The following is a 22,802-nucleotide window of genomic DNA, read 5'->3' as shown; positions in this document are numbered from 1 at the left end:
CAGCCGAGGCATCGGCCTCCGCCGAAACCGCCCGCGTCCGCATGCCCGGCCTCGCCGTCGACGCCGAGGGTGACCGGGCCAACGTGCGCCTGCCAGGCTTGACGGTCGATGCGAACGGCGACCAGGCCAACGTGCGCATCGGCGGTTTCTCTATCGAGGCCGACGACGTCTCGGGCAGCGTCGACATTTCATCCAGGGACGAGACCGTCAGCGTCCAGGCCCGGGACGACGCGGCCGAAATCCGCACCCGCATCCCGGGCGAAGCGATCCGCACCACCTACATCCTGACGGACGATCGGCCCGCCGACGAGGGCTGGCGGCTGGTCGGCTTCGAGGCGCGCGGCCCAAGCGGCGGTCCTGTCGTCATCGCCGTGGTCAGAGCCAAAGACCGGAACAGCGACGGGGTGCTCGATTCGGCGCGCGATCTGGTGACGCTGAACGTCGGCGAATGATCGGCAGCGCTTGATCCCGAGCGCGGGATAGGTCACCTGACCCGCCGACCGACAGGAAGCCGCCTTGGACGCCAACGCCGCCCGCAAGCCCACCCGCCGACCCGCCGCCAAGCCCGCGCCGCGCGCCTGGCAGAGGATGCTGTCGGGACGGCGGCTGGACCTGCTTGACCCATCGCCATTCGACATCGAGATCGAGGACATCGCCCACGGCCTCGCCCGCGTGGCTCGCTGGAACGGGCAGACCATCGGCGAGCACGCCTTTTCGGTGGCGCAGCATTCCTGCGTCGTCGAGGAGATCGCTGCCCATATCCGGCCGGGGCTCGAGCCCAAATGGCGGCTGGCGGCCCTGCTGCATGACGCATCGGAATACGTCATCGGCGACATGATCTCGCCGTTCAAGGCAGCTCTGGGCGTCAGCTACAAGGCGTTCGAAGCCCGGCTGGAGGACGCCATCCACGTCCGCTTCGGTCTGCCCGCCAAGACGCCGCTCGAGATCAAGAAGCTGATCAAGTCGGCCGACAAGGCCTGCGCCTTCCTTGAGGCTACGCAGCTGGCCGGGTTCACGGAGACCGAGGCGCTCGGCTTCTTCGGAGCGCCGCCGGTCGGCTACGACCTGACTATAGACCCCCTTCCGCCGGCTCAGGCCCAGGCGCGCTATGTCGAACGCTACCGCATCCTGTCCGAGGCGATGGGCGTCCTGCCCGGTCCGGACGCCTGGCACACGGAATAGGCCATGAGCTGGGGCGGGGAACATGGGGTGCGGATCAGCCTGTCAGCGGTGGTCATGGCGCTGCATTCCGGCCGCCTCTGCGCCCTGACCACCGAGACAGCCGAGGGCGAGCTGGCACTGCCGTCCGGTCCCTTTGACCCCGCCAACGACCGGACATTCGAGTTGGCCTTGCGGGCCTTCGTGACCGCTCAAACCGGTTTCAAGCTGGGCTTCGTCGAGCAGCTCTACACCTTCGGAGACGCGGGCCGGGACGCGCCGCGCGCCACGCCTGGACCGGATCAGCTGCGCGAAATCTCCGTGGGCTACCTCGCCTTGACCTCGGACGCCGTGGACATGACGCCGCCGGGCGCGCGCTGGACCGGTGTGCTTGAGCTGTTCCCGTGGGAAGACCGTCGCGGGGGCGGTCGGGCGGCGCTCGACACGATCATGCTCTGCCTGTCGCGATGGGCTGCGGGGGACGCCCGCCGCAAGGCCAGGATCGACGCCCTCTTCCCCAGCGAAGCATCCCAGCGCTGGGACGAGGCGCGGGTTCTGGAGCGCTTCGAGCTGCTGTATGAGACAGGGCTGGTCGCAGAAGCAGTGCGCGACCGCGACGACGCCCGGCTGATAGACCTCGGGGATCGCCCGATGGCATCGGACCACCGACGCATCCTGGCCACCGGGCTGGGACGGCTGCGAAGCAAACTCCGTTACCGTCCCGTGCTCTTCGAATTGGCACCGGAGACCTTCACCCTCTCTGAGCTGCAGGCAGCCGCCGAGGCCGTGGTGGCTCTGAGCCTGCACAAGCAGAACTTCCGGCGCGGCGTGGAACGCACGGGTCTCGTTGCGCCAACCGGTTGCCTGTCGACGGGGACGGGGGGGCGCCCCGCCGAGCTGTTCCGCTATACGGGTGCCGCCAACGCTGACGGCCAGGCACCGGGGCTAGCCCTTCCCGCCCTGCGCTGATCCGGCCGCAGACCGGCGAAACTTCCGGCTTGCGGCACCCGCTCGGCCCGATTAGAGAAGCGCCTCGCTTTCAACCAAGCGCTTGGTCCCCGCGGAGAGGTGGCAGAGTGGTTGAATGTACCGCACTCGAAATGCGGCGTGCCTTTACGGGTACCGGGGGTTCGAATCCCCCCCTCTCCGCCAGCCATTTCCTTCAGTGGAATCAACCACTTAGATGCTCTCGACGGGGTCCCGACGTGTCGGGAGCGCGTGTTTTCCAACTCATGCGATCGCGTGTGCGCGCCAGGCCTGAGGGCCGGTTTGGCGGGCTTTTGCGCGCCCCATTCTCAAGGGCGCAAAGATCCGCATGAGTTTCCCTGCTAACAGGGAAATTAACAGGGAGTTGGACGCCGATTGTGATGCCCGGCGCAGGCGGTAAAAGGCGCAAACCCCCGCCAGGACTGGGTTTGCCGGGCGGTGGTTGAAGCTGCGCCTCCGCGCTAGCAGGGAATTTTCAGGCTCTGAACAGGGAAACCAGACCCCGGATCAGGCGATGAAGGCAGTCTTCTGATCGGTTCTGTCAACTTAACTCCCCTGCCCTCTTCAGATTAGCAGTGTCGGTCATGCGGCGACCGCCGCGTTCCATGCGGCATGAGCTTGGGCTCTGAAGGTGCGCAGCGTACTCCGGCTAACCAGGTGTCGCTGGGTGTAGAAGGTGTTGTAGACGGCAGCGTGGACCGTGAGGAAACGCTGGGCTGAGGCGGCGCTCTTGAACCCGACCATCTGCCGCTCGCGCTTCCGGATCGGCAGGTGTGAGTGCTCAGCACGATTGTTCGCGCGGAGGCGACCGGGGCGATGGCGGTTGCTCAGACCCAGTCGATCGAGAGCGGTCTTATAGGATCCCAACCCGTCGGTGACGATCGCCTCCGGCACAACCGGCTGATCCCGCAGCAGCTTTCTGAGAAAGCTCTCGGCAGTCGCTGCATCTCGCCGACGTTCGACAGCGGAGCCGAGCACCTCGCCTTCATCGTCCACCGCGCGCCAGACATACATGCGCCGGCCGCCGATCGCGCTGACCATCTCGTCGAGATGCCACCGGGGCGAAGGCTTTGGTCGGCGTCGCCGCAAGTTGCTGGCGATCTGCAGACCAAACTTCCTGCACCAGTCCCGGATGGCCTCGTAGGAGACGTCGATCCCACGCTCGGCCAAGATCTCCTCAACGTCCCGGAGGCTCAGGTTGAAGCGATAGTATAGCCAGACCGCGCGCTTGATGACGTCGCTTGTGAACCGGTGCCGCTTGAAGCTGAGCTTTGCCATAAGTCCCTGCCTTGCATGGACTTTTCACCTTATCAGTAGAGACAAGTTAGCGTTAGACTGACAGCACCGCAGCGTCGCAGCCTTCGGTCTAACGGTCCCCCTTAGTCAGGCGGCCTTGTCGGGGACCGGCTCACCTCATCACTGCTGACCAGGATCCTCCAGGGCAGCAGCCTTAAGGAGTATCATTGCTCCTTCCGATCGGACTCCAGAATATGACGGAGCAGACGATAACCATGACTCCCACAAACAAGCCCCACAGCTTCAGAGACGAAACAATTGGATCGAGAGTTTCGGCGAAAACAGAACGCTTCATAACAATATTCTCAAGCATGACAGGGACCACGTTCAGCGCTGATAAAAATAGCAACATCCCTCCCGAGTAAAATACTACCCTAGCCAAAATCATGATGTAGAGGATCGCCCTATTGATTAGCATGGGATCCGGCCAGACCGCATGCAATGCTCCCATGCGGTTGTCTCTCTAGTTACGGGATTGTTTACTGCTGCCCGACTAGCGGCATCAGATCCAGCCTGTGTGGCGCGACCACTTGAAACAACCGCTCCAGATGCAGCGATTGAAACCACGTTACCGGTCGCACCACTCGCAACATCACTCGCCGCGACACCCGCCCCGGCTCCAGCAGGGATGCTGTTCATTCCACGAACCGTCCTGCTCACAACCGCCGATCCAGCCCGGCTTCCAAGAGCGCTGCCAAGTCGCCCCCCCGTAGCACCTGCCGTCCCTGATGCGGCTGCACGCCCGACAGAGCCCGCATTCACGTCGCCCCTGCTTACGTCAGTGGCAAGGCTTTGCGCCGCGCCAGTGACCGCCCCAACCGTCGTTGGCGATCTGCCATTAGCCACCGCAGCGCCACTGAGCGCTCCAGTCGCACTAGCGATGCCAAGCTCCCTCCATTCCCCGGCGTTCTGCGGAACACCATTCTGGATTAGGTGGGCACCTCCGCCGAGTGCTGTCAACTTAACTCCCGCTCTCCGCCAAGATGTCCAACCTCACTCACGACGCCACAGCCGCAGTCCAGGCCGCGTGCGCCTGCGCCCGGAGCTTCCGAAGCGTGCGTCGGCTGACGAGATGCCGCTGGGTGTAGAAGGTGTTGCAGACGGCCGCGTGGACGGTAAGAAACCGCTGCGCTGACGCGGCGCTCTTGTAGCCGATCATCTGCCGCTCGCGCTTCCGGATCGGCAGGTGCGAGTTCTCCGCGCGATTGTTCTCGCGGAGGCGGCCGGGGCGATGTCGATCGCCCAGTCCCAGCCGATCCAGCGCGGTCTTGTAGGAGCCGAGACCGTCGGTGACGATCCTTTCCGGCACAACCGGCTGATCCCGAAGCAGCTTTCTCAGGAAGCTCTCTGCGGTCGCCGCGTCCCGCCGGCGCTCGACCGCGGAGCCGAGCACCTCCCCTTCGTCGTCGACCGCGCGCCAGACGTACATGTGCCGCCCGCCGATCGCGCTCACCATCTCGTCGAGATGCCAGCGCGGCGAAGGCGCCGGTCGGCGTCGCCGCAGATTCCTCGCGATCTGCAATCCGAACTTCCGGCACCAGTCGCGGATCGCCTCGTAGGAGACGTCGATCCCGCGCTCGGCGAGGATCTCCTCGACGTCCCTGAGACTCAGATTGAAGCGGTAGTAAAGCCAGACCGCACGCTTGATGACGTCGCTTTTGAACCGATGCCGTTTTAAGCTGAGTTTCGTCATAAGTCCCTGCCCTGCATGACCTTTTCAGCATATCAGTAGAGACCGGTTAGGGTTAGACTGACAGCACCGCCACGCCAGCGTCCTTGGCTAGACGTGGGGTTCCAGTTTCGGCTGCCGACGCGCGCGTCGCTCCATCGTCTCACTGAGACGGGACAGGACAACGAAGAAGGCGGGCACGAACACCAAGGCCAATACGGTGGACGCGATCATCCCGGAGAAGACGGCGACGCCGATCGACTTGCGCGCCGCCGCTCCTGCGCCGTCTGAAAGGATCAAAGGCACGACACCGAGAATGAACGACAGCGACGTCATCAGGATCGGTCGAAACCGCTCGCGGCAGGCGTGGACCACCGCGGCTTCGATCGTTTCGCCCTCGATCCTGCGTTCGCGGGCGACCTCCACGATCAGGATTCCGTTCTTCGCCGACAGCGCGATCAGCAGGACAAGCCCGATCTGCGTGTAGATCGTGTTGGGCAAACCCAGCGCCAGCAGAACGGCCACTGTTCCCAGGAGCGCGAGCGGCACGGCCCCGATCACGCTGAGCGGCAGGAGCCAGCTTTCGTACTGCCCTGCCAACACCAGATAGACGAGCAGAATGGACAGGGCGAAGATGACCACGGCCGCGCTCCCCGCCAGCTTTTCCTGATATGACAGGCCGGTCCAGGCGTACGACATTCCGCTGGGGAGGGTTTCTTCCGCGAGCCGTTCGAGGACTGTCAGCGCCTGTCCTGAACTGTAACCCGGCGCGGCCGATCCGTTGATGGCGGCGGTCGGGTAGAGGTTGTAGAGGCTGATCAGCGCCGGACCCGTCGTCCGCTCCACGTTGGCGAAGGCCGACAGCGGGACCATGGCGCCCGACCGGCTGCGAACAGAGAGCCGTGTGATGTCCTCTACGTCCATCCGATGTTCGGCGTCGGCCTGGACGAAGACGGTGTAGGTCTGCCCGAACCGGGTGAACTGATTGGCGAACGAGGACCCGAGATAGGTCGTCAGGGCGTCGAAGGCGACATCGGGGGCCACGCCGAGCGCCTGAGCACGCTCCCGATCAATGCGGACCGAGAGTTGAGGCGCATCGGCGCGGAAAGGTGAAAACGCCTGCTGGATCGCGGGATCGTCAGCGGCCCGGCTGGCAATCGCGTTCGTCGCCTCGGACAGACGCCCGTAGTCAACGGATCCATCAACCAACTGGGCCTGCATCTGGAAGCCGCCTGACAGGCCAAGGCCGGGAATGGACGGCGGAACGGTCAGAAGGATGCTGGCGTCCTGGACCGATCGAAAATTTTCATTCAACGCCGCGAAGACCGCGGGCAGATCGCCCCCATCGATCTTGTCGCGCTCATCCCAGGGCTTGAGCACGATGTAGAGCAGCCCCGCGCTGGCCAGCGACGCATTGTTGTCGAGCGCGGACACGCCGTCGATCGCGATGACGTGCTCGACAGCGGGGTGGGCCTGCACGATGCTAGTCATCTCGGCCGTCGCCCGCTCGGTGCGCTCGAGCGTGGCCCCGCTCGGCAGCCGCGCGATGGCCAGCATGTATCCCTGGTCCTCGGTCGGGATGAACCCCGTCGGCGTCCGGACCAGACCGATGACCGCCAGACCGCACAGGGCGAGCCCGATGATGAGTGCGATCACGCTCCGGCGGACGATCCGCTCGACGAGCGCGAGATACCGTCGCTCGAGCCAGCCGTATCCCCTTTCGAACCCGCGCCGGAACCGGGCCAGGGGGTGTTTCGATGGGGCGGCACCCTCAGCGTCCTGCTTTTTGGCGCGGAGCCACTGAGCGCTCTGGGTGGGTTTGAGCGTTATGGCGTTGACCGCGCTCAGGAAGGCCGTGGCGGCGATCACCAGGGCGAACTGGCGATACATCTCACCCGTCACGCCGGGCATGAAGGCCGCCGGCAGAAACACGGCCATCAGCACAAGGGTGATGCCGAGGATCGGCCCCAGCAGCTGACCCATCGCCGCGGCCGCCGCTTCACGGGGCGCCATTCCCTGTTCGAGCCGCTGGGTTACGCCCTCGACGACGATGATCGCGTCATCGACCACGATGCCGATCGAAAGGACGATGGCGAACAGCGTCAGGAGATTGATCGAAAAGCCCAGGGCCGCCATGGCCGCGAAGGCGCCGATGATCGTGACCGGGACGGTTGTGGCCGGGATCAGGGTGGCGCGCCAATCCTGCAGGAACAGCAGGATGACCAGCAGCACGAGAATTCCGGCTTCGATCAGAGTCTTGTAGACCTCGTGGATCGACTTTTCGACAAACTCTGTGGTGTCGAGCGGGACCGTGTATTCCAGACCCGGCGGGAACTGCGCGGACAGGCGCTCCAGGGTCTCCTCGACCCGTTCCGCCGTCTCGAGGGCGTTCGCATCGGGCAACTGATAGATGGCGAGCCCAGCGGCCGGCTGGCCGTCGTAGCGGAAGTTCTGACCGTAGTTGTTGCTGCCCAGCTCGACCCGCGCGACGTCGCCCAGCCGTGTCAGGGGCGCGGACGGTTCGTTGCCCGACTTGACGATGATGCTGGCGAAGTCCTCCGGCGTTTCGAAACTGCTGTCGACATCGACGGACAGTTGCAAAAGCTCTCCCGGCCGCGCCGGCGTCGACCCGATGCTGCCGGCGCTGACCCGCTGGCTCTGGCGGGCGATCGCCGAGAGAACGTCGTTGGGCTGGAGCCCTCGTGCGCTCATCAGTTCGGGATCCAGCCAGACCCGCATGCTGTAGGCGCCGACGCCGAAGACGGTGACGTCGCCCACCCCCGGCAGACGCACCAGCTCATCGCGGATCCGCGCGCCGGCGAAGTTGGCCAGCTCGAGACCATTGTAGTCGCCATTCTTCGAGACGAGCGTCACCATCTGCAGGATCGCGGTCGATCGCTGCCGGGTGACGACGCCCTGCTGCTGGGCCGACTGTGGCAGCTGCGGCAGGGCGATCGCCACGCGGTTCTGGACCAGCACCTGGGCGGCGTCGAGATCGGTTCCCGGTTCGAAGGTGACGAGGAGCGAGTAGCGACCGTCGTTGGACGATGTCGACTGCATGTAGAGCATGCCTTCGACACCGTTGACCTGTCGTTCGATCGGCCGGGCCACGGTCTCCAGAATGGTCTGGGCGTTCGCGCCGGGCGCGCTCGCCGTCACCGAGATCGTCGGCGGGGCCAGCGGCGGATACTGCGCGACGGGCAGCGCGAAGATCGCGATTCCGCCGATCACCATCATCAGGATGGCGATGACATTGGCCAGGACCGGCCGGTCGATGAAATAGCGGGCGATCACGGCGCGGCCGTCGCAGCAGGAGCCGACGCGCTGACGACACGGGCAGGCTGGCCAAGCCGAACATTAGTCAGTCCGTTGACGATGAGGCGATCCTGGGGGCTCAGCCCTCTGAGAACGATGCGGTTGCGACCTGAATCGGCTCCGACCTCGATGTCGCGACGGCGGACCGTGTTTTCGGCGTCAAGCACCAGGACGTAATCGCCCAGGGGATCACTCTGGATCGCGGACGCGGGCACCTCCATTCGCGGCTCGGTCGCTCCGAGCTCAATCCGCACACGTGCGAACATGCCTGGAAGAAGATCGGTCCGGCCGGTGTTCGGCACGATCGCGCGCGCCTGCAGAGCGCCGGTCGATGCATCAATCCGCCGGTCGGCGAAGTCGAGAGCGCCGACGTAGGGAAAATCCGTCTGATCCAGCAGACCGACCGCGACGGGGTATCCGCGCCCCGAGCGCGTCACCGTCTCGCCCCGCGCCCGTAACGCTTCCAGAATGCGCAGCACCTGCCGCTCGCCCAGACTGAACTCCACATGGACGGGATCCAACCGCTGGATCGTGGCCAGCCTCGCCGTCCCGGCCGAGACGAAGTCGCCGACATCGACGGTCGTCGACCCAATCCAGCCGCTGAACGGAGCCCGGACGACCGTGTAGGACAGGTTGATCCGCGCCAGCCGAGAATTGGCCTCGGCCTGAGCCAGGGCGTGGCCCGCATTGTCCAGGTTGTTGCGTGAGGTGGCGTCGTCCGCCCAGAGGCGCTGCTGCAGATCGTACTGAGCGCGCGCCTGCGCTTCCGCGGCGGTGGCGAGGGCCAGTTGCGCCTCGTAGGGCTCTGGCGAAATCCGGAACAAGGGCTGACCGCGACGAACGAAAGAGCCGTCCGTGAAGGCTTTGGCCACGATGGGACCCGAGGCCTGTGGGGTCAGGTCCACAGACGTCGACGCGGAGACGGTCCCTGTCAGCTCAAGGACGCTCGCGCCTTCCGTTTTGATCGGCCGAGCCACGGTCACCTGCGGCGGCTGCCCGTCGGCCGCTCCGCCGTCAGAGCGGCCGCAAGACGACAGGACAAGCGTCGCCGCCACAACGGCCGCCACGGTCAGGTATCGCCCCATCATCGTTCGCCCTCGTTCTGGCTGACCGAGCCGTCGAGCTCGTCGAGACGGTCGCCCCACCGCGTGCGGGCCTGCATCCGCTGGCTGGTCTCGGCGGACATTCGCGTCGGCATCCCGGGTGCGCGGGCGCCCAGACCCAGCGACCGATTGAGCGCGACGTAGGCCATGGCGACGTTGCCCCGGGCCTGCAGCAAGGCGTCCTGAACCGCGCTGTCGTTCAACTGGGCCGTAAGGATGTCCTGGCGGGCGGCTCCGCCCTGGGCGTAGCGATCAGAGGCAAGCTGGACCAATCGTTCGCTCTCCGCTGTCGATGCCCCCAGAGCTTCGGCGGTATCGCGGGCGGCCGTGTACTGCGCGAGGGCGTCGGCCACATCGCGCTGCGCGGCGAGGACGGCCTGGGAATAGGCCTGGATCGCCTGTTCCAGGCCGGCGTCCTGCACCAGCACCTGCCCCATGATCCGATCCCGCTGGAAGAGCGGAAGAACGATCGACAGGCCACCTCTCACGCTGCGTTCGTCCCAGCTGAAGATGTCGAGCAGAGAGGACTCGCCGATGGTGTTCGAGCTCAGCCCGATCGATCCCGACAGCGAGAAGGAGGGATACAGGTTGGCCTTCGCGCTGTTCGACCTGGCGTATTGCGAGCGGGCCACGAGTTCGGCCTGCAGCACATCGGGGCGAGCGCGCAGCAGATCGTGAGGCACGCCCGGATTCGGAGGTGAGGGCGCGGCCGGAATGGGAATTGGATCAATGAGAATGTCGGCGATCTCTGCGTCGGTCGTGCCGGTCAGCAGAGCAATCGCGTGTCGACCCAGCTCAACATCCAGCACCAGCGCCGCAACGGTCGCCTCCTGCTGCTGCAGCGCCAGCCTCGCCTGAGCGGGATCGCTGGGGTCGGTCAATCCGTGGCGATGACGCGCCTCGGCCAAGGCCAGGCTTTGTGTTCGAAGCGCGGCGTCGTTCCGGGCCAACGCCAGCCGGGCCTGACTGGTGCGATAGTCGATGTAGGCGCTGGCGAGTTGACCGATCAGCGACACCAGCGCGGCATCGTAAGCCTGCTGGGCGCTGAGATAGGCATAGGCGTCGCCGAGGGCGGCGTTGCGCGCACCGCCCCAGAAATCGAGCTCCCAACTGCTCTGAACCCCGAGGTTGGCGGAGTAGATCGTCGGGTCGATCCGGTCGATCCGTTCGGCCAGGGCGGGGGGAATGCGAACCACATTCGACCCGGCGGCAGCGGCGAACTGCGGCCCGAGAGACGCCCCGGTGGACATCATCTGTCCCTGGGCCTGGGCGATCTTGGCGGCGGCGCTTTGTAGGTTCGGGCTGTCCTGCACCGCGCGAACCACAAGGGCGTCGAGCGTCGGGTCCCCAAAGGCGCGCCACCAGTCGGACTGCTGCGGGACTACGTCCGGCCCGGCCTCCGTCAGCCAAGCCGGATCAACCGCCTGAGGCAAGGCCGCCATGGGCATCGTCGTCCCGCACGCCGACAACAGCAGAATGCAAAGCGTCGGCACCGCACCGTTGCGAAACATCCGCTGTTCGGATGCGCGAGGTCCGCGTCGAGGCAAGCCTCTAGGACTATTGTCGACGCGGATCAGGCTCATCGGCCGTACTGATCAGCCAGTCGTGCCTCGAGTTGCGGCAGGGTCACGAACCCGTCACGGTCGGTGTCGACCCGACGAAAGTTCGAGGCCAGACGGCTCATGCCTGCGTTACTGGCCTCCTGCTGGCTGAGCTTGCCGTCGCCGTTGACGTCGGCGCGGCGAAACTGGGTCCTCAGCTCCGCCAGAGCCTCTTCGTAGGTCTGATCTTGAGCAATTGCCGCGCTGGCAACGGTGAAACCAAGCACAGCCAAAAGCACACGCTTTCGAAAGGCGGGCATGTTCGAGCCTCCTCTGAGGTTCAAGATCGCAGTCGACGCACGCGCATCTCGCTGGTGCACAACGGGTGAACTAGCGCATAAGGCAAAGCTGGATTTGCCGTCGGCGTCGCGGATTGTGGCGAAATGTTGCCGTCCAGGTCGGGGGGCCGGTCCAGACAGATCGTGACCGGCCGAGATTGCCCGCGATCCTCGGGCCGAGTGACGTCAGTCGTCCCTGTCGGGAGCTGTAACGGTCGTGGTCTTGTTCAGGCCGTCACCGTCGTTGGTCACCGTGGTTTCGCGAGCCGCGACCGCGTTGCCGTCTGCATCCGTCACAGTGCGGTTGAAGCTGCCGCCGTCGTCGGTGCGGGCGACTTCAGAGTCCACGGCACCGCCGCGCCCGGCGCTTGTCTCGAACTGCCTGGTCCGCATGGCCCCCGTGTCGGTGCGGGTGACCGTATCGCTTCCGGAGGCGGTTTCGCCAGACCGGCTGTAGGCCTCGCGTTGACGACTGGCCGATCCTTCGTCAATCGAGCGCGTCAGCGAGCGGCCGGCGGTGTCTCCGTCACGGTCGGTGAAGGTTTGGGACGTGACTGCACCGGTCTCGGTGCGTCTGAACTCACCGAGGACCCCCGCCGTCTGCCCCTCGGGACCCGTCACGGTCCGCGAGCGGTAGGCCCGGTCGCCCTCGGCGTTGATGTCCCCCTCGATCCTGCGTGAAAATTCGCCACGACCCGTTGTGACCTGATCCGATCGGGTCACGGGTTCGGCGCCGCGCCGCGCCTCACGGCGCTCCTCGCGTCTGTCCTGCGCCTGGGCGTCGGGGGTGGCGGCCCCCACCAGCAGGGTGAGAGCGCTGATGCTCGCGAGCAGCACTGAGACATGAGATTGTGTTTTCATCGGTCGGCTCCTGATTTTGTCGAAGGTCAAACGGGGAGGTGCAGGGTGCGCCTGGCCCGGCGCAACCAGGCCTAGCGTCTAGGCGGCGCCCATTGCTGGGAGTTGCCGGTCAGGCGACGCTTTGTTGCAGAATGTCGCCTTGGTGCTCAGTTCTGACGAAGATTGGCCTGATGAGCGAAGGCGCGCCCGTCGGTGACGACGATCCGCCCAAAGCCAAGCACCGCGGCCATGTTGTAGGCATCGAACTCGCTGCTGAGCCCCATCGCCTGAATGGCCGGAGCGGAACGCGTGACAGCGGTCAGACGCGCGAGAACGCCGCGCGCGAGATAGGGCGTCATCGCACCCTCGCCACCGACATAGAGGAGGACCAGTGTCTCCCGATTGGTGCCGACGGCTTGCGCGACGATGGGAACGGATCGCCCGGGTGTGCCGACGGCGAGGTTCACCTGATCGACGAAAGACTGTCGCTGTTGTGGACCGACGCCAGGCAGCTGCTGGAGCAGGATGTCTGGCGTCTCCACGCTTGAGGCCGGGGGATAGTAGAGGCCTGCGCCTGTGGTTTCATCGGAAGCGGCAGCGACGGATCCGGCGACGCCAGAGTGCATGGTGACGGGCACGGCGCAGGCGCCGAGCGCACCGCACGACGCGATCATTGCGATCGTGGTGAGGGCGGTGTGTTTGCGGGAGGTCATGGGATGATGCCTCTTGATGGGCCGGCGCGCCTAGCGGCGCAGAGCAGCCAGTTCGCTCGCGCTGAGGACCCGGTTGCGATCGGTGTCGCCGTTCTCGAACAGCGGGGCCGGGGCGTTGAGCATTTCGCTCCGCGTGATCCGTCCATCGCGGTTGGCGTCGGCCGCCCTCAGGCTGTTGAAGGCTTGCTCGAAGCGGCTCCGTCCCGGACCGAAGGCCGGGCTGTCGCTGCTTTCCACCACTCCATTTCCGTTGCGGTCGAGTCGCTCGAAGACGCTGACGCGCATGTCCATCATTTCCTGCCACGTGACGCTTCCGTCGCCATTGGCGTCTGCCTCTCGCAATTGCTCCAGCGACTGGGCCGAGGCAGTGTCCGCAAAGGCCAGAGCCATGACGCCTGCGAGCAGCGCGCACAGGCTCGGCTGCCATTCAATCTTCTTGATCATGTTCGGTCTCCTTCAAATCCGGTGGTGATGGAGACAGGCTAGGCGCGGCGTCGTGCAGCGGTTTGGCGCGGCTGAAACCGTTTGTCGCGAGATATTGCCGACCAACCGTGTAGCTAGGTCAGCAGGTCCTGTGGAAAGCGAACGATGGCCACGAGACCGCCTTCGGGCCGGTTCTCCAGATGCAGGCTCGCGCCATGCGCCTTGGCGATGGCGCGAGCGATGCCAAGGCCAAGACCGGTTCCACCTGTGGCGCGATTGCGCGAGTTTTCCCCGCGCTGAAACGGCTGGAAAAGGGTCTCGAGCTGATCCTCAGGCAGACCTGGGCCGTCGTCCTCGATGCGAACTTCACGACCGCCTTCGGTCGCGATGACCCGAACGGTGATCTTCCCGCCGCCATAGCGCCGGGCGTTCTCCATCAGATTTTCGAACAGCCGGTGAAGCGCGACCGGATCACCGACGATGACGAAATCCTCGTCCAACGGGGCTACAAGCTTGATCGGATAGGGCGCGGCGTTCGACATGTCGGCGACGAAGCTGTCCAGGCGGATCAGCTCCTGGGGTCCGGAAGGGCTCTGCGCGCGTGCATAGGCGAGCATGTCGGTGATCAGGGCTTCCATCTGGGCGATATCGCCTTCGATCTCCTTCGCGGACACAGCCCCGCGCTCGTCCATGCGCAGACGGATCCGGGTGATGCCCGTCCTGACATCATGGGCGATGGCCGCGACCATTTGCTCCCGCTCGCGGATGAGCCCGGTGAGGCGGTCCCGCATCCGATTGAGCGCCGCGGACACCCGACGCAACTCAGCAGGCCCTGTCTCGGAAACGCCAGAGCCCGCATCGCCCAGTTCGACACGCTCCGCGTCCAGCTCAAGACGGCGGATAGGACGCAGGGTGACCGCGGCGATCGCCAGGCCGAGAGCGACTGACAGGAGCACCAAGAGAAACCCTGACGCGACCAGGGCCGCCGAAGGCCGACTAAGCGTCAGGGCGGGGACGAGCCAGATATTCACGATCCGACCATCCTTGAGCTTGATGGCGATCTGCAGCGCAGCGGTTCCGACCAGGGGCGCGGCCCCTTCCTGCCTGAGCCGGGATTGGAGGCCTAAAACCCCCAGCGCCTGAAAACGGATTTCCCGATCCGTCAGGCGCGAGGCCACTTCGCTTTGGCTGCTCGCGAGCCTTGCTCGCATTCCCGCGCGCGGTTGAAGCCCGTCCGCAAAGTCCTCGCTGATCGCGGCGGTGCGATAGCCTCCCCCGTAGGCCGACAGGATGAAGGGTTGGATCTCTTCCGGGGAGTTCTCCACGAGCCAGACCAGTTCAGCGATGCTCTCGGCATTGTCCGTCAAGGCCCGCGGGTAAAGCGCTTCGGGCGCGACCGATGTCTGAACAAGGAGCAAGAGGACGGCGAACATGGCCATGAGCGCGGCGACGGTCAGCGCCGTGATCCTGACAACGAGGGAGGATACGGCCCGCTGGAGCCAGACCATCAAGCTGGCACCCTGGACACCTTGGCCGCGAAGGCATAGCCGAGATTGCGAACCGTCTTGATGTAGTCGGGGCGACGCGGGTCGGCCTCGATCTTGTTCCGCAGGCGACTGATCTGGCTGTCGATGCTGCGGTCGAAGGGATTGGCAACAGCGCCCCGGGACAGGTCGAGCAGCTGATCTCGTGACAGGACCCGGGGGGCGCGCTCCACCAGGGCAAGGAGCAGCGCGAACTCGCCGGATGTGAGGTGCACGGGATCACCGTTCTCCCGAACCAGCAACATGTGCGCCTGGGACAGGCGGAAAGGACCGAAGGCGAAGACTGCGTCGTCGCCTGTGTCCTCCCCGGGCTTGGTGTCCCGGGTCCTGCGCAGGACAGACTTGATGCGGGCGACCAGCTCACGCGGGTTGAATGGCTTGGGCAGGTAGTCGTCGGCCCCGATCTCCAGCCCAATGATGCGGTCCACATCCTCGGCGAGCGCGGTCAGCATGATGATCGGCACGTTCGAGCGCATGCGCAGCCGACGACAGAACGACAGGCCGTCCTCGCCCTCCATCATCAGATCGAGCACAATCAGGTCGGCCGGAAAGCTTTCGAGGACCCGGTCGGCCTCCTCTGCATTTCGGGCCGCCCTCGCAGACATGCCGTTGCGACCCAGCACGCCCTCGAGCAGCGCCAGGATTTCGGCGTCATCGTCGACGACCAGGATACGGTAGGCGGCCCCCATGGCGGGTAGGCTAACGGGAGGCGCGCGGGCCCGCCACGATGATTTTGTGACGGTTCATTGCCACCGATGGCGGGCCTGCAACATTTGGCGACAAGCGGGGTCATTGCCCGCAAATCACGGCAAAGGCGCTCGCCTAGGGGTCCTCCCATGATCCTCGTCTGGGAACCGTCGCCATGTCCTCAACAGCAAAAGTCGGCCTGAGCGCTTCGCTCTGCGCTTGCCTTCTGGCTGCATGCGCCACCTCCAATGAACAGCAGGCCGCGCGGTCAGAAGCGGAGGCCTTGCGGCTCGCCGAGATCAACGCCCGTCAGGGCCAAGCCATGAACCAGATTTGCCCCGGCCGCAGCGATGGCTGGAGGCCGCTGGGAAACAATTCCGTCCTGCTCGAGGCGCGAGGCGAGTGGTACATGGCGGAGCTTTCCGGGACATGTGACCCGGAGTCTGCCTTTGCGGCGATCGCCACACGGCGTGGACCCGGAACGTCATGTCTCTCTCGCGGCGATCAGGTCTTCACTGGACCTCCCCGCAGTGGAGGGCGCTGCGTGATCACCGCGCTCTATGAGTGGGACGATGAGGCTGACGCGTCTCTCCCGTCTGCCACCTCGCCCGTCGCGCAGTGACGCCCGCGCTTCCCTGTTCTTTCAAAGCGGAACGCCCTGTCCGTCGTTGATCCTCGTAAAGCTTGTCATGTCCAGTCTTCAGCCTTCTGTTTTGTTCATTGTCGCCGTCGTCGTCCTGTCCGCGATCGAGTATGTTTGGCGCGTTCGGACCGGCCGGGGCTACGACCTCGGCGCGCTGGGCGGCACGGTCGGGACGGCGATCGGCCAGTTCCTGTTCAAGAGCCTCATGAACGGCGTCATCGGCGTCGCCATGTTGGGCGTGTTCGCCCTGGCCCCGGTGCAATGGCCGCTTGACGACTGGCGGACATGGCTCGTCGGCTTCTTCGTGCTGGAGTTCTTCTACTATTGGCAGCACCGCTTCAGCCACACGATCCGGTGGTTCTGGGCCTCACACGCCGTGCATCATTCCGCCAACGAGTTAACGCTCCCGGCCGCAGCCCGGCTGAGCTGGACAAGCGGCATCTCCGGCCTCTGGGTGTTCTTCCTGCCCATGACGCTGCTCGGCTTCCACCCGCTTCTGGTGGCCACCCTGCTGACGCTGAACCTGCAATATCAGTACTTCATACACACCGAGGCCGTCGGGCGGCTGGGTCCGCTCGAATGGATCCTCAACACTCCGGCCCATCACCGAGTGCACCACGGCTCGAATCCGGACTACCTGGACAAGAACTTCGGTGGCGTCTTGATCATCTTCGACAGGCTGTTCGGCACCTTCCAGGGTGAACGCGCCGACCTACCCATCGTTTACGGTCTTACGCAGCCGCTGAAGTCCAACAACCCTTTCGTCATTGCCCTTCATGAATGGGGCAATCTGATCGACGACATCCGCAATGCTGATTCCATTGGCGGCGTGTTCAGGGCTCTGTTTGGCCGCCCGGGTGCCGCATCCCAGACAATGAAACGTTCGACCGACGCTCCTCCCCCCGAGGCGCCGGTTGACGAGGGAGGCTCAGGCGAGGTCGCCCCGACCACCTCCGTCGCCTGAGGCCCGTGGCACCCGCGCGGACGGCCCTGGCCGCGCGGGTGCCTCCCTACCCCACTCACAACAGCCCGCTTGTTTAATCGGCTCAGGAGAGACCATGACCCGCAAGATATTTCCGCTTCTGGCGGCGGTCACGCTGTCGGCGTGCGCCAGTCAGCCTGAGCCGTCCGCACCCCGGTTGGCATCCAATGGTCCGACGAGGACGCTACAGGATCTGAACGGATCCCGGATCGCCATGCCCGTAGGACTGTTCCTCACCAGTCTGGACATCGACCGAGACACGCGCGTCAGTCGCGCCGAAGTCAGCCACGGTGCCGCAGAGAGCTTCGACGCCAGCGACGGGAATACGGACGGCTATCTCAGAGCCATCGAGTTCGTGGCGTGGTCGCGGACATATCTGGGTTCCGAGTACAGCATGCCTGGCCGGATGCAGTTCGATCACGATCAGGATGGTCGGGTCTCGCGCAGCGAGTTCACGGCCACCTTCGATGAGGTCGTAAGGCGGCTGGATACCGACCGGGATGGATCGCTGACCCGCGCCGAACTGCTTGTGGAAGTCAGCGGCGCCGGCATGGATCCGGGTGCCATCAGGGCCCAGATCGAAGCCGAGATGCGTCGAACCATGCAAGGCAGGGCGCGCGAGATGTGCCGGCGCGGCGGGCGAGGCATGTAGCGAGCCTTGGAACTGGCCCATCTAGCCCCGCTTGCGGGCCTCACTCCTCCGCCAAGGCGCTGTCACACGACGCGCTTCGCAATCGGAGGGCTCATACGAGCCCGGTCAATGTCGGTGCCTCGTCCGCGCTTCCCGGAAAGACGGTCGAGTCCAGCGCCGCGCGATCCACGCCCAGGTGGTCGAGCAAGACACCTTTGAACACCGAACGGACGTCGAGCGTTGGGGCCAGATCACGGTCCTCGAAGAGTCGGTTGGCCGCCAGGGTCGGCCAGTCGCCGATCGAGCCTCCGGCCTTCATCGCGCCGCCCGCCAAGAGGAGCGAGGAGGCCGTGCCATGGTCGGTCCCTTGCGTCCCATTCGTCCGCGCAGTGCGGCCGAATTCGGTGGCGACGATCAGGATCGTACGGGTCCATTCCTCGCCGAGCCCCGTCCTCAGTCCACTGATGAGGGCGTCCAGACCCTCCAGCCGGGTCTGCATCTGGGCCAACTGGCGTGCGTGGGTGTCCCAGCCGTCGACCGACAAGGCGACCACGTCCGCCCCGGCTTCGCCGGTCATCAGCCGCGCCACGGCCTGTCCCATGCCGGCGACGTCGTTGCGGCGCACCGGAGCCGTCCCATCCTGCATCGTCATGGCCAAGGCCTCGGTCTCCAGGCCCCGCGCCAGATTCGCGCCCAGCATGGGGTCGGAGACGTAGAGGTCCTGAAGCAGGGACGCGATCCGGTCCTCGCCCCTCACCCGACCTCCGGGAGCCCAGCTGGACGTCTCCGCCGAACCGCGCAGGATCAGCGGGGTTTGCGCGCCGATCGACAGTCCTTTCAGCGCCCCTGCCCCACCGCTCGCCAGGAGAGCCCTGTTCAGCCAACCATCCGACTGGGATCGAAGCCCCTCGCCGCCATTTTCCAGCACGTCCTGCGCATCGAAGTGCGAGCGGACCCGGACCGGAATGGCCACCGCCGGCGCGAACCGCATCTGACCCACGCGATACATGTCATGCAGGGTCGTGAGCGCGGGGTGCAAACCGAACACTTCGCTGAGCGGCAGGGCCCCGTTCGGCTGTCCGGGCCCCGCGATGGCCAGCGATCCACGTAGCGCCCTGTAGTCGGGGTCGGCATAGGGCACGGTCACCGATAGCCCGTCCATCGCGCCGCGCGCGATGATGACGACGAGCTTGCGCCGTCCGCCGGTCGTCTGAGCCCCGGCCTGTCCGGCGAAGGCGAGGCCAATCCCGGCGGTCAGCCCGCCCAACAGCAGGCGACGGTTCATCTGGATGAAGCGGGTCATCGGCGCTGGAACTCCGGGGACATGAGAAAGAGGGTCAGGGCTTCGGAGCGGCTCTCGGCGCGCGCCACGGCCAGCCTGCTGGGTTCGGTCAGGCGCGGCCCGAGCGCCTCGGCGGCGACCGCGCTCGGGTCGGGGTTGCGCGCCATGTCGCCGACGGTCTTGGCCCAGTTCAATCGCTTGACGAGCGCGTCCGGCCCGGCCCAGTCGGCGGCCGTATCCGGCCAGCCCTCGGGCGATGGCGGGCTGAACGCCGGCTGCCCCATCTGAATAAGGGCCTGCTGCAGCGGCTGCATGCGTTGCGGCTGCGTCCCGAGAGCGCGGTGGGTCGAGACCACGAACTCATACGGTGCCTTGATCTTGGCGGGTCGCGAGTCCCACGCCTCGGGCGACGTCACCAACGCCCGCGCGACCTGCGCGAGGTCGCCGCGCGAGCCGGTCCACGCCGCCTCGAGCCGATCCACGAGAGCTGGCGGCGGGTCGTCCGCCACAAAGTGGCGTGCGATGTTCCGAGCCAGCCGCCGCGCCGTCGCGGGCCGACTGGCCAGGTCGCGCAGGATCGCCTCGCCCTGTTCGGCGCCGCCCGCCGGATAGGTCCGGCCGAGCACCGTCCGAGGGCCCGGCTCGTGCACGAAGGCGCGGAACATGAACCCGCCGTTCCCGGACACCTCGGCCGCTAAGCCCCGCCGAGGCCGCGGGTCCTGGTCGCGGTTACCGGGGATAGACCAGCCGGTCAGGGCGCGCGCGAACTCGGTTACATCGGCCTGGCTGTATCCCCCCTCCGTCCCGACGGTATGCAGTTCGAGGATTTCGCGGGCGAGGTTCTCGTTCAGTCCGGCCTGACGCCGGGCGCCCGCACGACTGTTTGGCCCGACCGATTGCACCTGGTCCAAATAGAGCAGCATGGCGGGATGGGTCTCCGCCGCCACCGCCAGATCCTCGAACCGGCCGAAGACGTTGGGCCGAATGGCCTCGCGCTCATACTGGCCGATGAAGATCGCCGACTGGAACTTGGTCGCCGAGACGGTGAAGGCGTTGGCCCAGAACAGGGCCCATCGCTCGGCGAACCCGGCCTGGGTGGTCGCGCCCAGTTGGGCCCGGGCCAGGAACTCCCGCCCGGTGTCCTGGACCAGGGAGCGCCGGTTCTCCCGCCGCGCGTCAAAGGCCGCCTGCGCCTGCGGGTCCGGCGCCGCCTCTTCCGACATCGGCATGGCCGCCTCGGCCATGGCCATGGCCTCGCTCGACATCCGGGCGGGCGCGTCCGGTCGATCGCGGCGCATCGAACGGTTGTTGCTCTGATAGTCGAGCAGGGCCTGGACCCGCGCGGGCGTATCCTCGAACTCACCGACCGGATTGGGCGCGCCGTCGGCGCGAACTTGCGCTTCCAGCCACCCGACGGGATCGCCCGACACGCGGTCGATTTCGCCGGCGCGGGCCCCGAGACCGAAGCGCGTCAGCGCGATGGCGGCGTTCATCCGGGCGTCGGTTCGAGCGGGCATGGTCCCACCTCATTCGTGCGATGTGTTGGTTCCACGCTTGGGCCCGGACATTTCCGTCGCTTCGCGGAACGGCGACCAGCGCCGATTTGCGAAAGACCGTCTGGCGTTTCACAGTCTGGATCGAGGAACGCCCCCGCCAAGGAGCATGCCGTTGTTCGGATCCGATACCGCGTGGCCGCTGTGGAGGGGATCAGAACTTCACGACTCCTTCTCGCTGGAAAACGTCGCTGCCTCGCCGGACGCCGCGATCGTCACCGCTGTCACTCGGCCCTGGTTGTTCGAGTTCAGGCCGGTTCAGCCCAACGGGCGGGCGATGCTCGTTCTGGGCGGCGGCGGCTACACCGCCCTGATGGTCGGCCGGGAAGGCGTGGCGGTCGCGGGCTGGCTGACCGCGCTCGGGTATCACGCCTACGTCCTCGTCCATCGCTTTCCCAACGCCGAACACGGGACCGCCGCGCCCCTCGACGACGCCATGGAAGCCATGCGGATGATCCGGGCCAGCGGAAAAGCGGATCGAGGCCTGGGGGTCGTGGGCCTCTCATCAGGGGGTCACCTGGCCGCCTGCCTCGCCGCTGAGTATCCGACGGAATGGCCTTCGCCCGTGACGGGACGGGCGCAGCAATCGACACGACCGGACGTTCTCGTGGTCGGCTATGCACCGATCTCGACGAATGCGAAGGGCCGGACGGTTGTCCAAGACAAGGCCCCCCTGCCCCCACCGGAGAAGCAGGCGCTTTACGACCGACTCCAGCCTGACGCCCAGTTGATAGCAAACCCGCCGCCGACCTTCATCGTCTACGCGGCCAATGACCCCGTCGTGCCGGTCGAGAACGCGCACCGTCTGGCGGGGGCGCTGCGCGACGCGGGCGGCTCGGCCGAGTTGCACATCTTCGCCGATGCGCCGCACGGCTTTGCGCTGGATACTCACGGCTCGCCCGTCGCGGTCTGGCCCAGGCTCTGCGAAGCCTGGCTACGGCAGGTCGGGTTTCTGGACGCGCCTTGAACCCGCGTCACGGCGTCTCGGGATGCAGAGCGCGGCGCAGGGCGTTCTGCCAGCTGTTGGTGAACTCGATCGTGGCACGACTGTCCGGCGAGTCGCCTTCGAAGGCGTGATAGGCGCCGGGGACGACCACGACCTCGACCATCGCTCCCGCTTCGCCGAGGCGGCGCGCATACTCCAGGTTCTCGGCGAAGAAGAGGTCCGCGGAGCCCACGCCGATCCAGGCAGGCGGAAGGCCGGACAGATCCTCCACGCGCGCGGGCACGGCTCCATGAGGCGGATCATCCGAACCGGCGGGGCGACCGAGATAGGCGCTCCAGCCAAACCGGTTTGAAGCTTCGTTCCACCCGAAGTGCCCGATATGACCGGGAACGCGCCGTGTGCTGCCGGTGCGGTCGTCCAGCATGGGATAGATGAGCAGCTGGAAACGCACGGGAACGCCGCGATCACGCGCTGCGATGGCAAGCTGAGCGGCGTGTCCTCCGCCCGCGCTGCCTCCTCCGACCGCGATGCGGTCTGGATCGACCCCGAGAGCCGCAGCGTTCTGATGAAGCCAACTCAGCGCAGCGAAGTTGTCTTCCATCGGCCCTGGAAACGGTGTCTCCGGCGCAAGGCGGTACCCCACGGAAATGACGACGCAGTCGCACGCCCGCGCCAGACCCGGCAGACGCGGAGCCGTCTGCGCAACGGATCCTCCGACAAAGCCTCCGCCATGCATGAACAGGAAGGCGGGCTCATCATCGCGATCCGGATGAGGGTCCAGTATGAGCACTGTCACGTCGGGGGCTCCAGCGGGGCCGGGGATGGACCGAACCTCCACCCCCTCGGGGATCGATGCCGTGAGCGCGGCCATGGCCTGCGCCCGGCGACGTCGGTTCTGCTCGAGCCACTGCCCATCCAGCTGGGCTGGCGTGCGTGTCGCCAGGCCGGCGCGTAGCTCTGGCGCGATGGCGTCTTCCGGACGGACGGGGGCTTCGGCCGAAGATCGAGGAGCCGACGTCAGGTCCTGATGCGCCGCCGCGGCGCAGCCTGAAGCCATCGCGAGACCCGCGACAAACGCGCCCGCTGTGGAGACCCACCTGAGCCAGTGAGATCGGGCAATCATGTCATCTCCTTGTGGGTCTTGAAGGGAA

At 66.1% G+C, this 22,802-nt stretch carries 20 protein-coding genes, 1 tRNA gene and 1 pseudogene; 8 read left to right on the top strand and 14 right to left on the bottom strand.

What is annotated here, in order from left to right; translation table 11 throughout:
• The 4 genes and pseudogenes from IP78_RS15510 to IP78_RS08240 form a co-directional block, all read left to right on the top strand.
• A pseudogene (locus IP78_RS15510) lies at positions 1-452 on the top strand (methyltransferase type 11); the annotation flags it as partial.
• A 136-nt stretch (positions 453-588) separates the two neighbouring features.
• Entirely contained in the window at positions 589-1,182 is a 594-nt protein-coding gene (locus IP78_RS08250; protein ID WP_054111212.1) for a YfbR-like 5'-deoxynucleotidase, read from the top strand.
• Positions 1,183-1,185: 3 nt separating this feature from the next.
• Positions 1,186-2,127: an NAD regulator gene (locus IP78_RS08245; RefSeq protein WP_054111210.1), complete on the top strand. Its 942-nt coding sequence runs from the start codon at positions 1,186-1,188 to the stop codon at positions 2,125-2,127.
• Between the two features lie 93 nt (positions 2,128-2,220).
• Positions 2,221-2,310, top strand: a tRNA-Ser gene (locus IP78_RS08240).
• A gap of 417 nt (positions 2,311-2,727) precedes the next feature.
• Here IP78_RS08240 and IP78_RS08235 read toward each other — a convergent pair.
• From IP78_RS08235 to IP78_RS08180, 11 genes are all read right to left on the bottom strand, one after another.
• Positions 2,728-3,423 carry an IS6 family transposase gene (locus IP78_RS08235; protein ID WP_054111209.1) on the bottom strand — a complete coding sequence of 232 codons (696 nt, stop codon included), beginning with the start codon at positions 3,421-3,423 and terminating at the stop codon, positions 2,728-2,730.
• Between the two features lie 1,015 nt (positions 3,424-4,438).
• Positions 4,439-5,134, bottom strand: a complete 696-nt coding sequence (locus IP78_RS08225) for an IS6 family transposase (RefSeq protein ID WP_054111207.1) — start codon at positions 5,132-5,134, stop codon at positions 4,439-4,441.
• An 87-nt stretch (positions 5,135-5,221) separates the two neighbouring features.
• Positions 5,222-8,404, bottom strand: a complete 3,183-nt coding sequence (locus IP78_RS08220) for an efflux RND transporter permease subunit (RefSeq protein WP_054111206.1) — start codon at positions 8,402-8,404, stop codon at positions 5,222-5,224.
• A complete protein-coding gene (locus IP78_RS08215; RefSeq protein ID WP_054111205.1) occupies positions 8,401-9,513 on the bottom strand; it encodes an efflux RND transporter periplasmic adaptor subunit in 1,113 nt (370 codons plus the stop codon). Before IP78_RS08215 ends, IP78_RS08220 begins: the two co-directional genes overlap by 4 nt.
• A complete protein-coding gene (locus IP78_RS08210; protein ID WP_054111204.1) occupies positions 9,510-11,039 on the bottom strand; it encodes an efflux transporter outer membrane subunit in 1,530 nt (509 codons plus the stop codon). The genes IP78_RS08215 and IP78_RS08210 overlap by 4 nt, the downstream gene beginning before the upstream one ends.
• A 68-nt stretch (positions 11,040-11,107) precedes the next feature.
• Complete coding sequence (locus tag IP78_RS08205) at positions 11,108-11,389, bottom strand: hypothetical protein (protein WP_082384911.1); 282 nt, start codon at positions 11,387-11,389, stop codon at positions 11,108-11,110.
• Between the two features lie 204 nt (positions 11,390-11,593).
• Complete coding sequence (locus IP78_RS08200; RefSeq protein ID WP_156320334.1) at positions 11,594-12,268, bottom strand: hypothetical protein; 675 nt, start codon at positions 12,266-12,268, stop codon at positions 11,594-11,596.
• A 146-nt stretch (positions 12,269-12,414) separates the two neighbouring features.
• Positions 12,415-12,960, bottom strand: a complete 546-nt coding sequence (locus IP78_RS08195; RefSeq protein WP_054111201.1) for a hypothetical protein — start codon at positions 12,958-12,960, stop codon at positions 12,415-12,417.
• 30 nt (positions 12,961-12,990) lie between these two features.
• The gene (locus tag IP78_RS08190; RefSeq protein WP_054111200.1) at positions 12,991-13,404 is read right to left on the bottom strand and encodes a hypothetical protein; all 414 of its coding nucleotides are present in this window, start codon (positions 13,402-13,404) and stop codon (positions 12,991-12,993) included.
• Positions 13,405-13,517: 113 nt separating this feature from the next.
• The gene (locus IP78_RS08185) at positions 13,518-14,891 is read right to left on the bottom strand and encodes an ATP-binding protein (RefSeq protein WP_054111199.1); all 1,374 of its coding nucleotides are present in this window, start codon (positions 14,889-14,891) and stop codon (positions 13,518-13,520) included.
• Positions 14,891-15,616 (bottom strand): response regulator, encoded by a 726-nt coding sequence (locus IP78_RS08180; RefSeq protein WP_054111198.1) that lies wholly within the window; start codon positions 15,614-15,616, stop codon positions 14,891-14,893. Before IP78_RS08180 ends, IP78_RS08185 begins: the two co-directional genes overlap by 1 nt.
• A 173-nt stretch (positions 15,617-15,789) precedes the next feature.
• Between IP78_RS08180 and IP78_RS15815 the strand changes: the two genes are divergently transcribed.
• The 3 genes from IP78_RS15815 (at position 15,790) to IP78_RS08170 (ending at position 17,891) form a co-directional block, all read left to right on the top strand.
• Positions 15,790-16,236, top strand: coding sequence for a DUF6491 family protein (locus IP78_RS15815; RefSeq protein WP_369814684.1), 447 nt, complete (start codon positions 15,790-15,792; stop codon positions 16,234-16,236).
• Entirely contained in the window at positions 16,187-17,221 is a 1,035-nt protein-coding gene (locus tag IP78_RS08175; RefSeq protein ID WP_197272414.1) for a sterol desaturase family protein, read from the top strand. The genes IP78_RS15815 and IP78_RS08175 overlap by 50 nt, the downstream gene beginning before the upstream one ends.
• A 94-nt stretch (positions 17,222-17,315) precedes the next feature.
• The gene (locus IP78_RS08170; RefSeq protein WP_054111197.1) at positions 17,316-17,891 is read left to right on the top strand and encodes an EF-hand domain-containing protein; all 576 of its coding nucleotides are present in this window, start codon (positions 17,316-17,318) and stop codon (positions 17,889-17,891) included.
• A 91-nt stretch (positions 17,892-17,982) separates the two neighbouring features.
• Here IP78_RS08170 and IP78_RS08165 read toward each other — a convergent pair whose 3' ends face one another.
• Both IP78_RS08165 and IP78_RS08160 read right to left on the bottom strand, forming a co-directional pair.
• Positions 17,983-19,173 carry a DUF1501 domain-containing protein gene (locus tag IP78_RS08165; protein WP_054111196.1) on the bottom strand — a complete coding sequence of 397 codons (1,191 nt, stop codon included), beginning with the start codon at positions 19,171-19,173 and terminating at the stop codon, positions 17,983-17,985.
• Positions 19,170-20,669, bottom strand: a complete 1,500-nt coding sequence (locus tag IP78_RS08160; RefSeq protein ID WP_054111195.1) for a DUF1800 family protein — start codon at positions 20,667-20,669, stop codon at positions 19,170-19,172. The genes IP78_RS08165 and IP78_RS08160 overlap by 4 nt, the downstream gene beginning before the upstream one ends.
• 151 nt (positions 20,670-20,820) lie before the next feature.
• Here IP78_RS08160 and IP78_RS08155 point away from each other — a divergent pair, with 151 nt between their 5' ends.
• Positions 20,821-21,672, top strand: a complete 852-nt coding sequence (locus IP78_RS08155) for an alpha/beta hydrolase (RefSeq protein WP_231680958.1) — start codon at positions 20,821-20,823, stop codon at positions 21,670-21,672.
• Positions 21,673-21,679: 7 nt separating this feature from the next.
• Here IP78_RS08155 and IP78_RS08150 read toward each other — a convergent pair whose 3' ends face one another.
• Complete coding sequence (locus IP78_RS08150) at positions 21,680-22,774, bottom strand: alpha/beta hydrolase (protein WP_082384909.1); 1,095 nt, start codon at positions 22,772-22,774, stop codon at positions 21,680-21,682.
• Positions 22,775-22,802 lie beyond the last annotated feature (28 nt).

This window comes from Brevundimonas sp. AAP58 (assembly GCF_001295975.1).
Taxonomy (GTDB): domain Bacteria; phylum Pseudomonadota; class Alphaproteobacteria; order Caulobacterales; family Caulobacteraceae; genus Brevundimonas.
The sequence above is the reverse complement of the archived record's forward strand: the minus strand, read 5'-3'. Positions and strand labels throughout refer to the sequence as shown.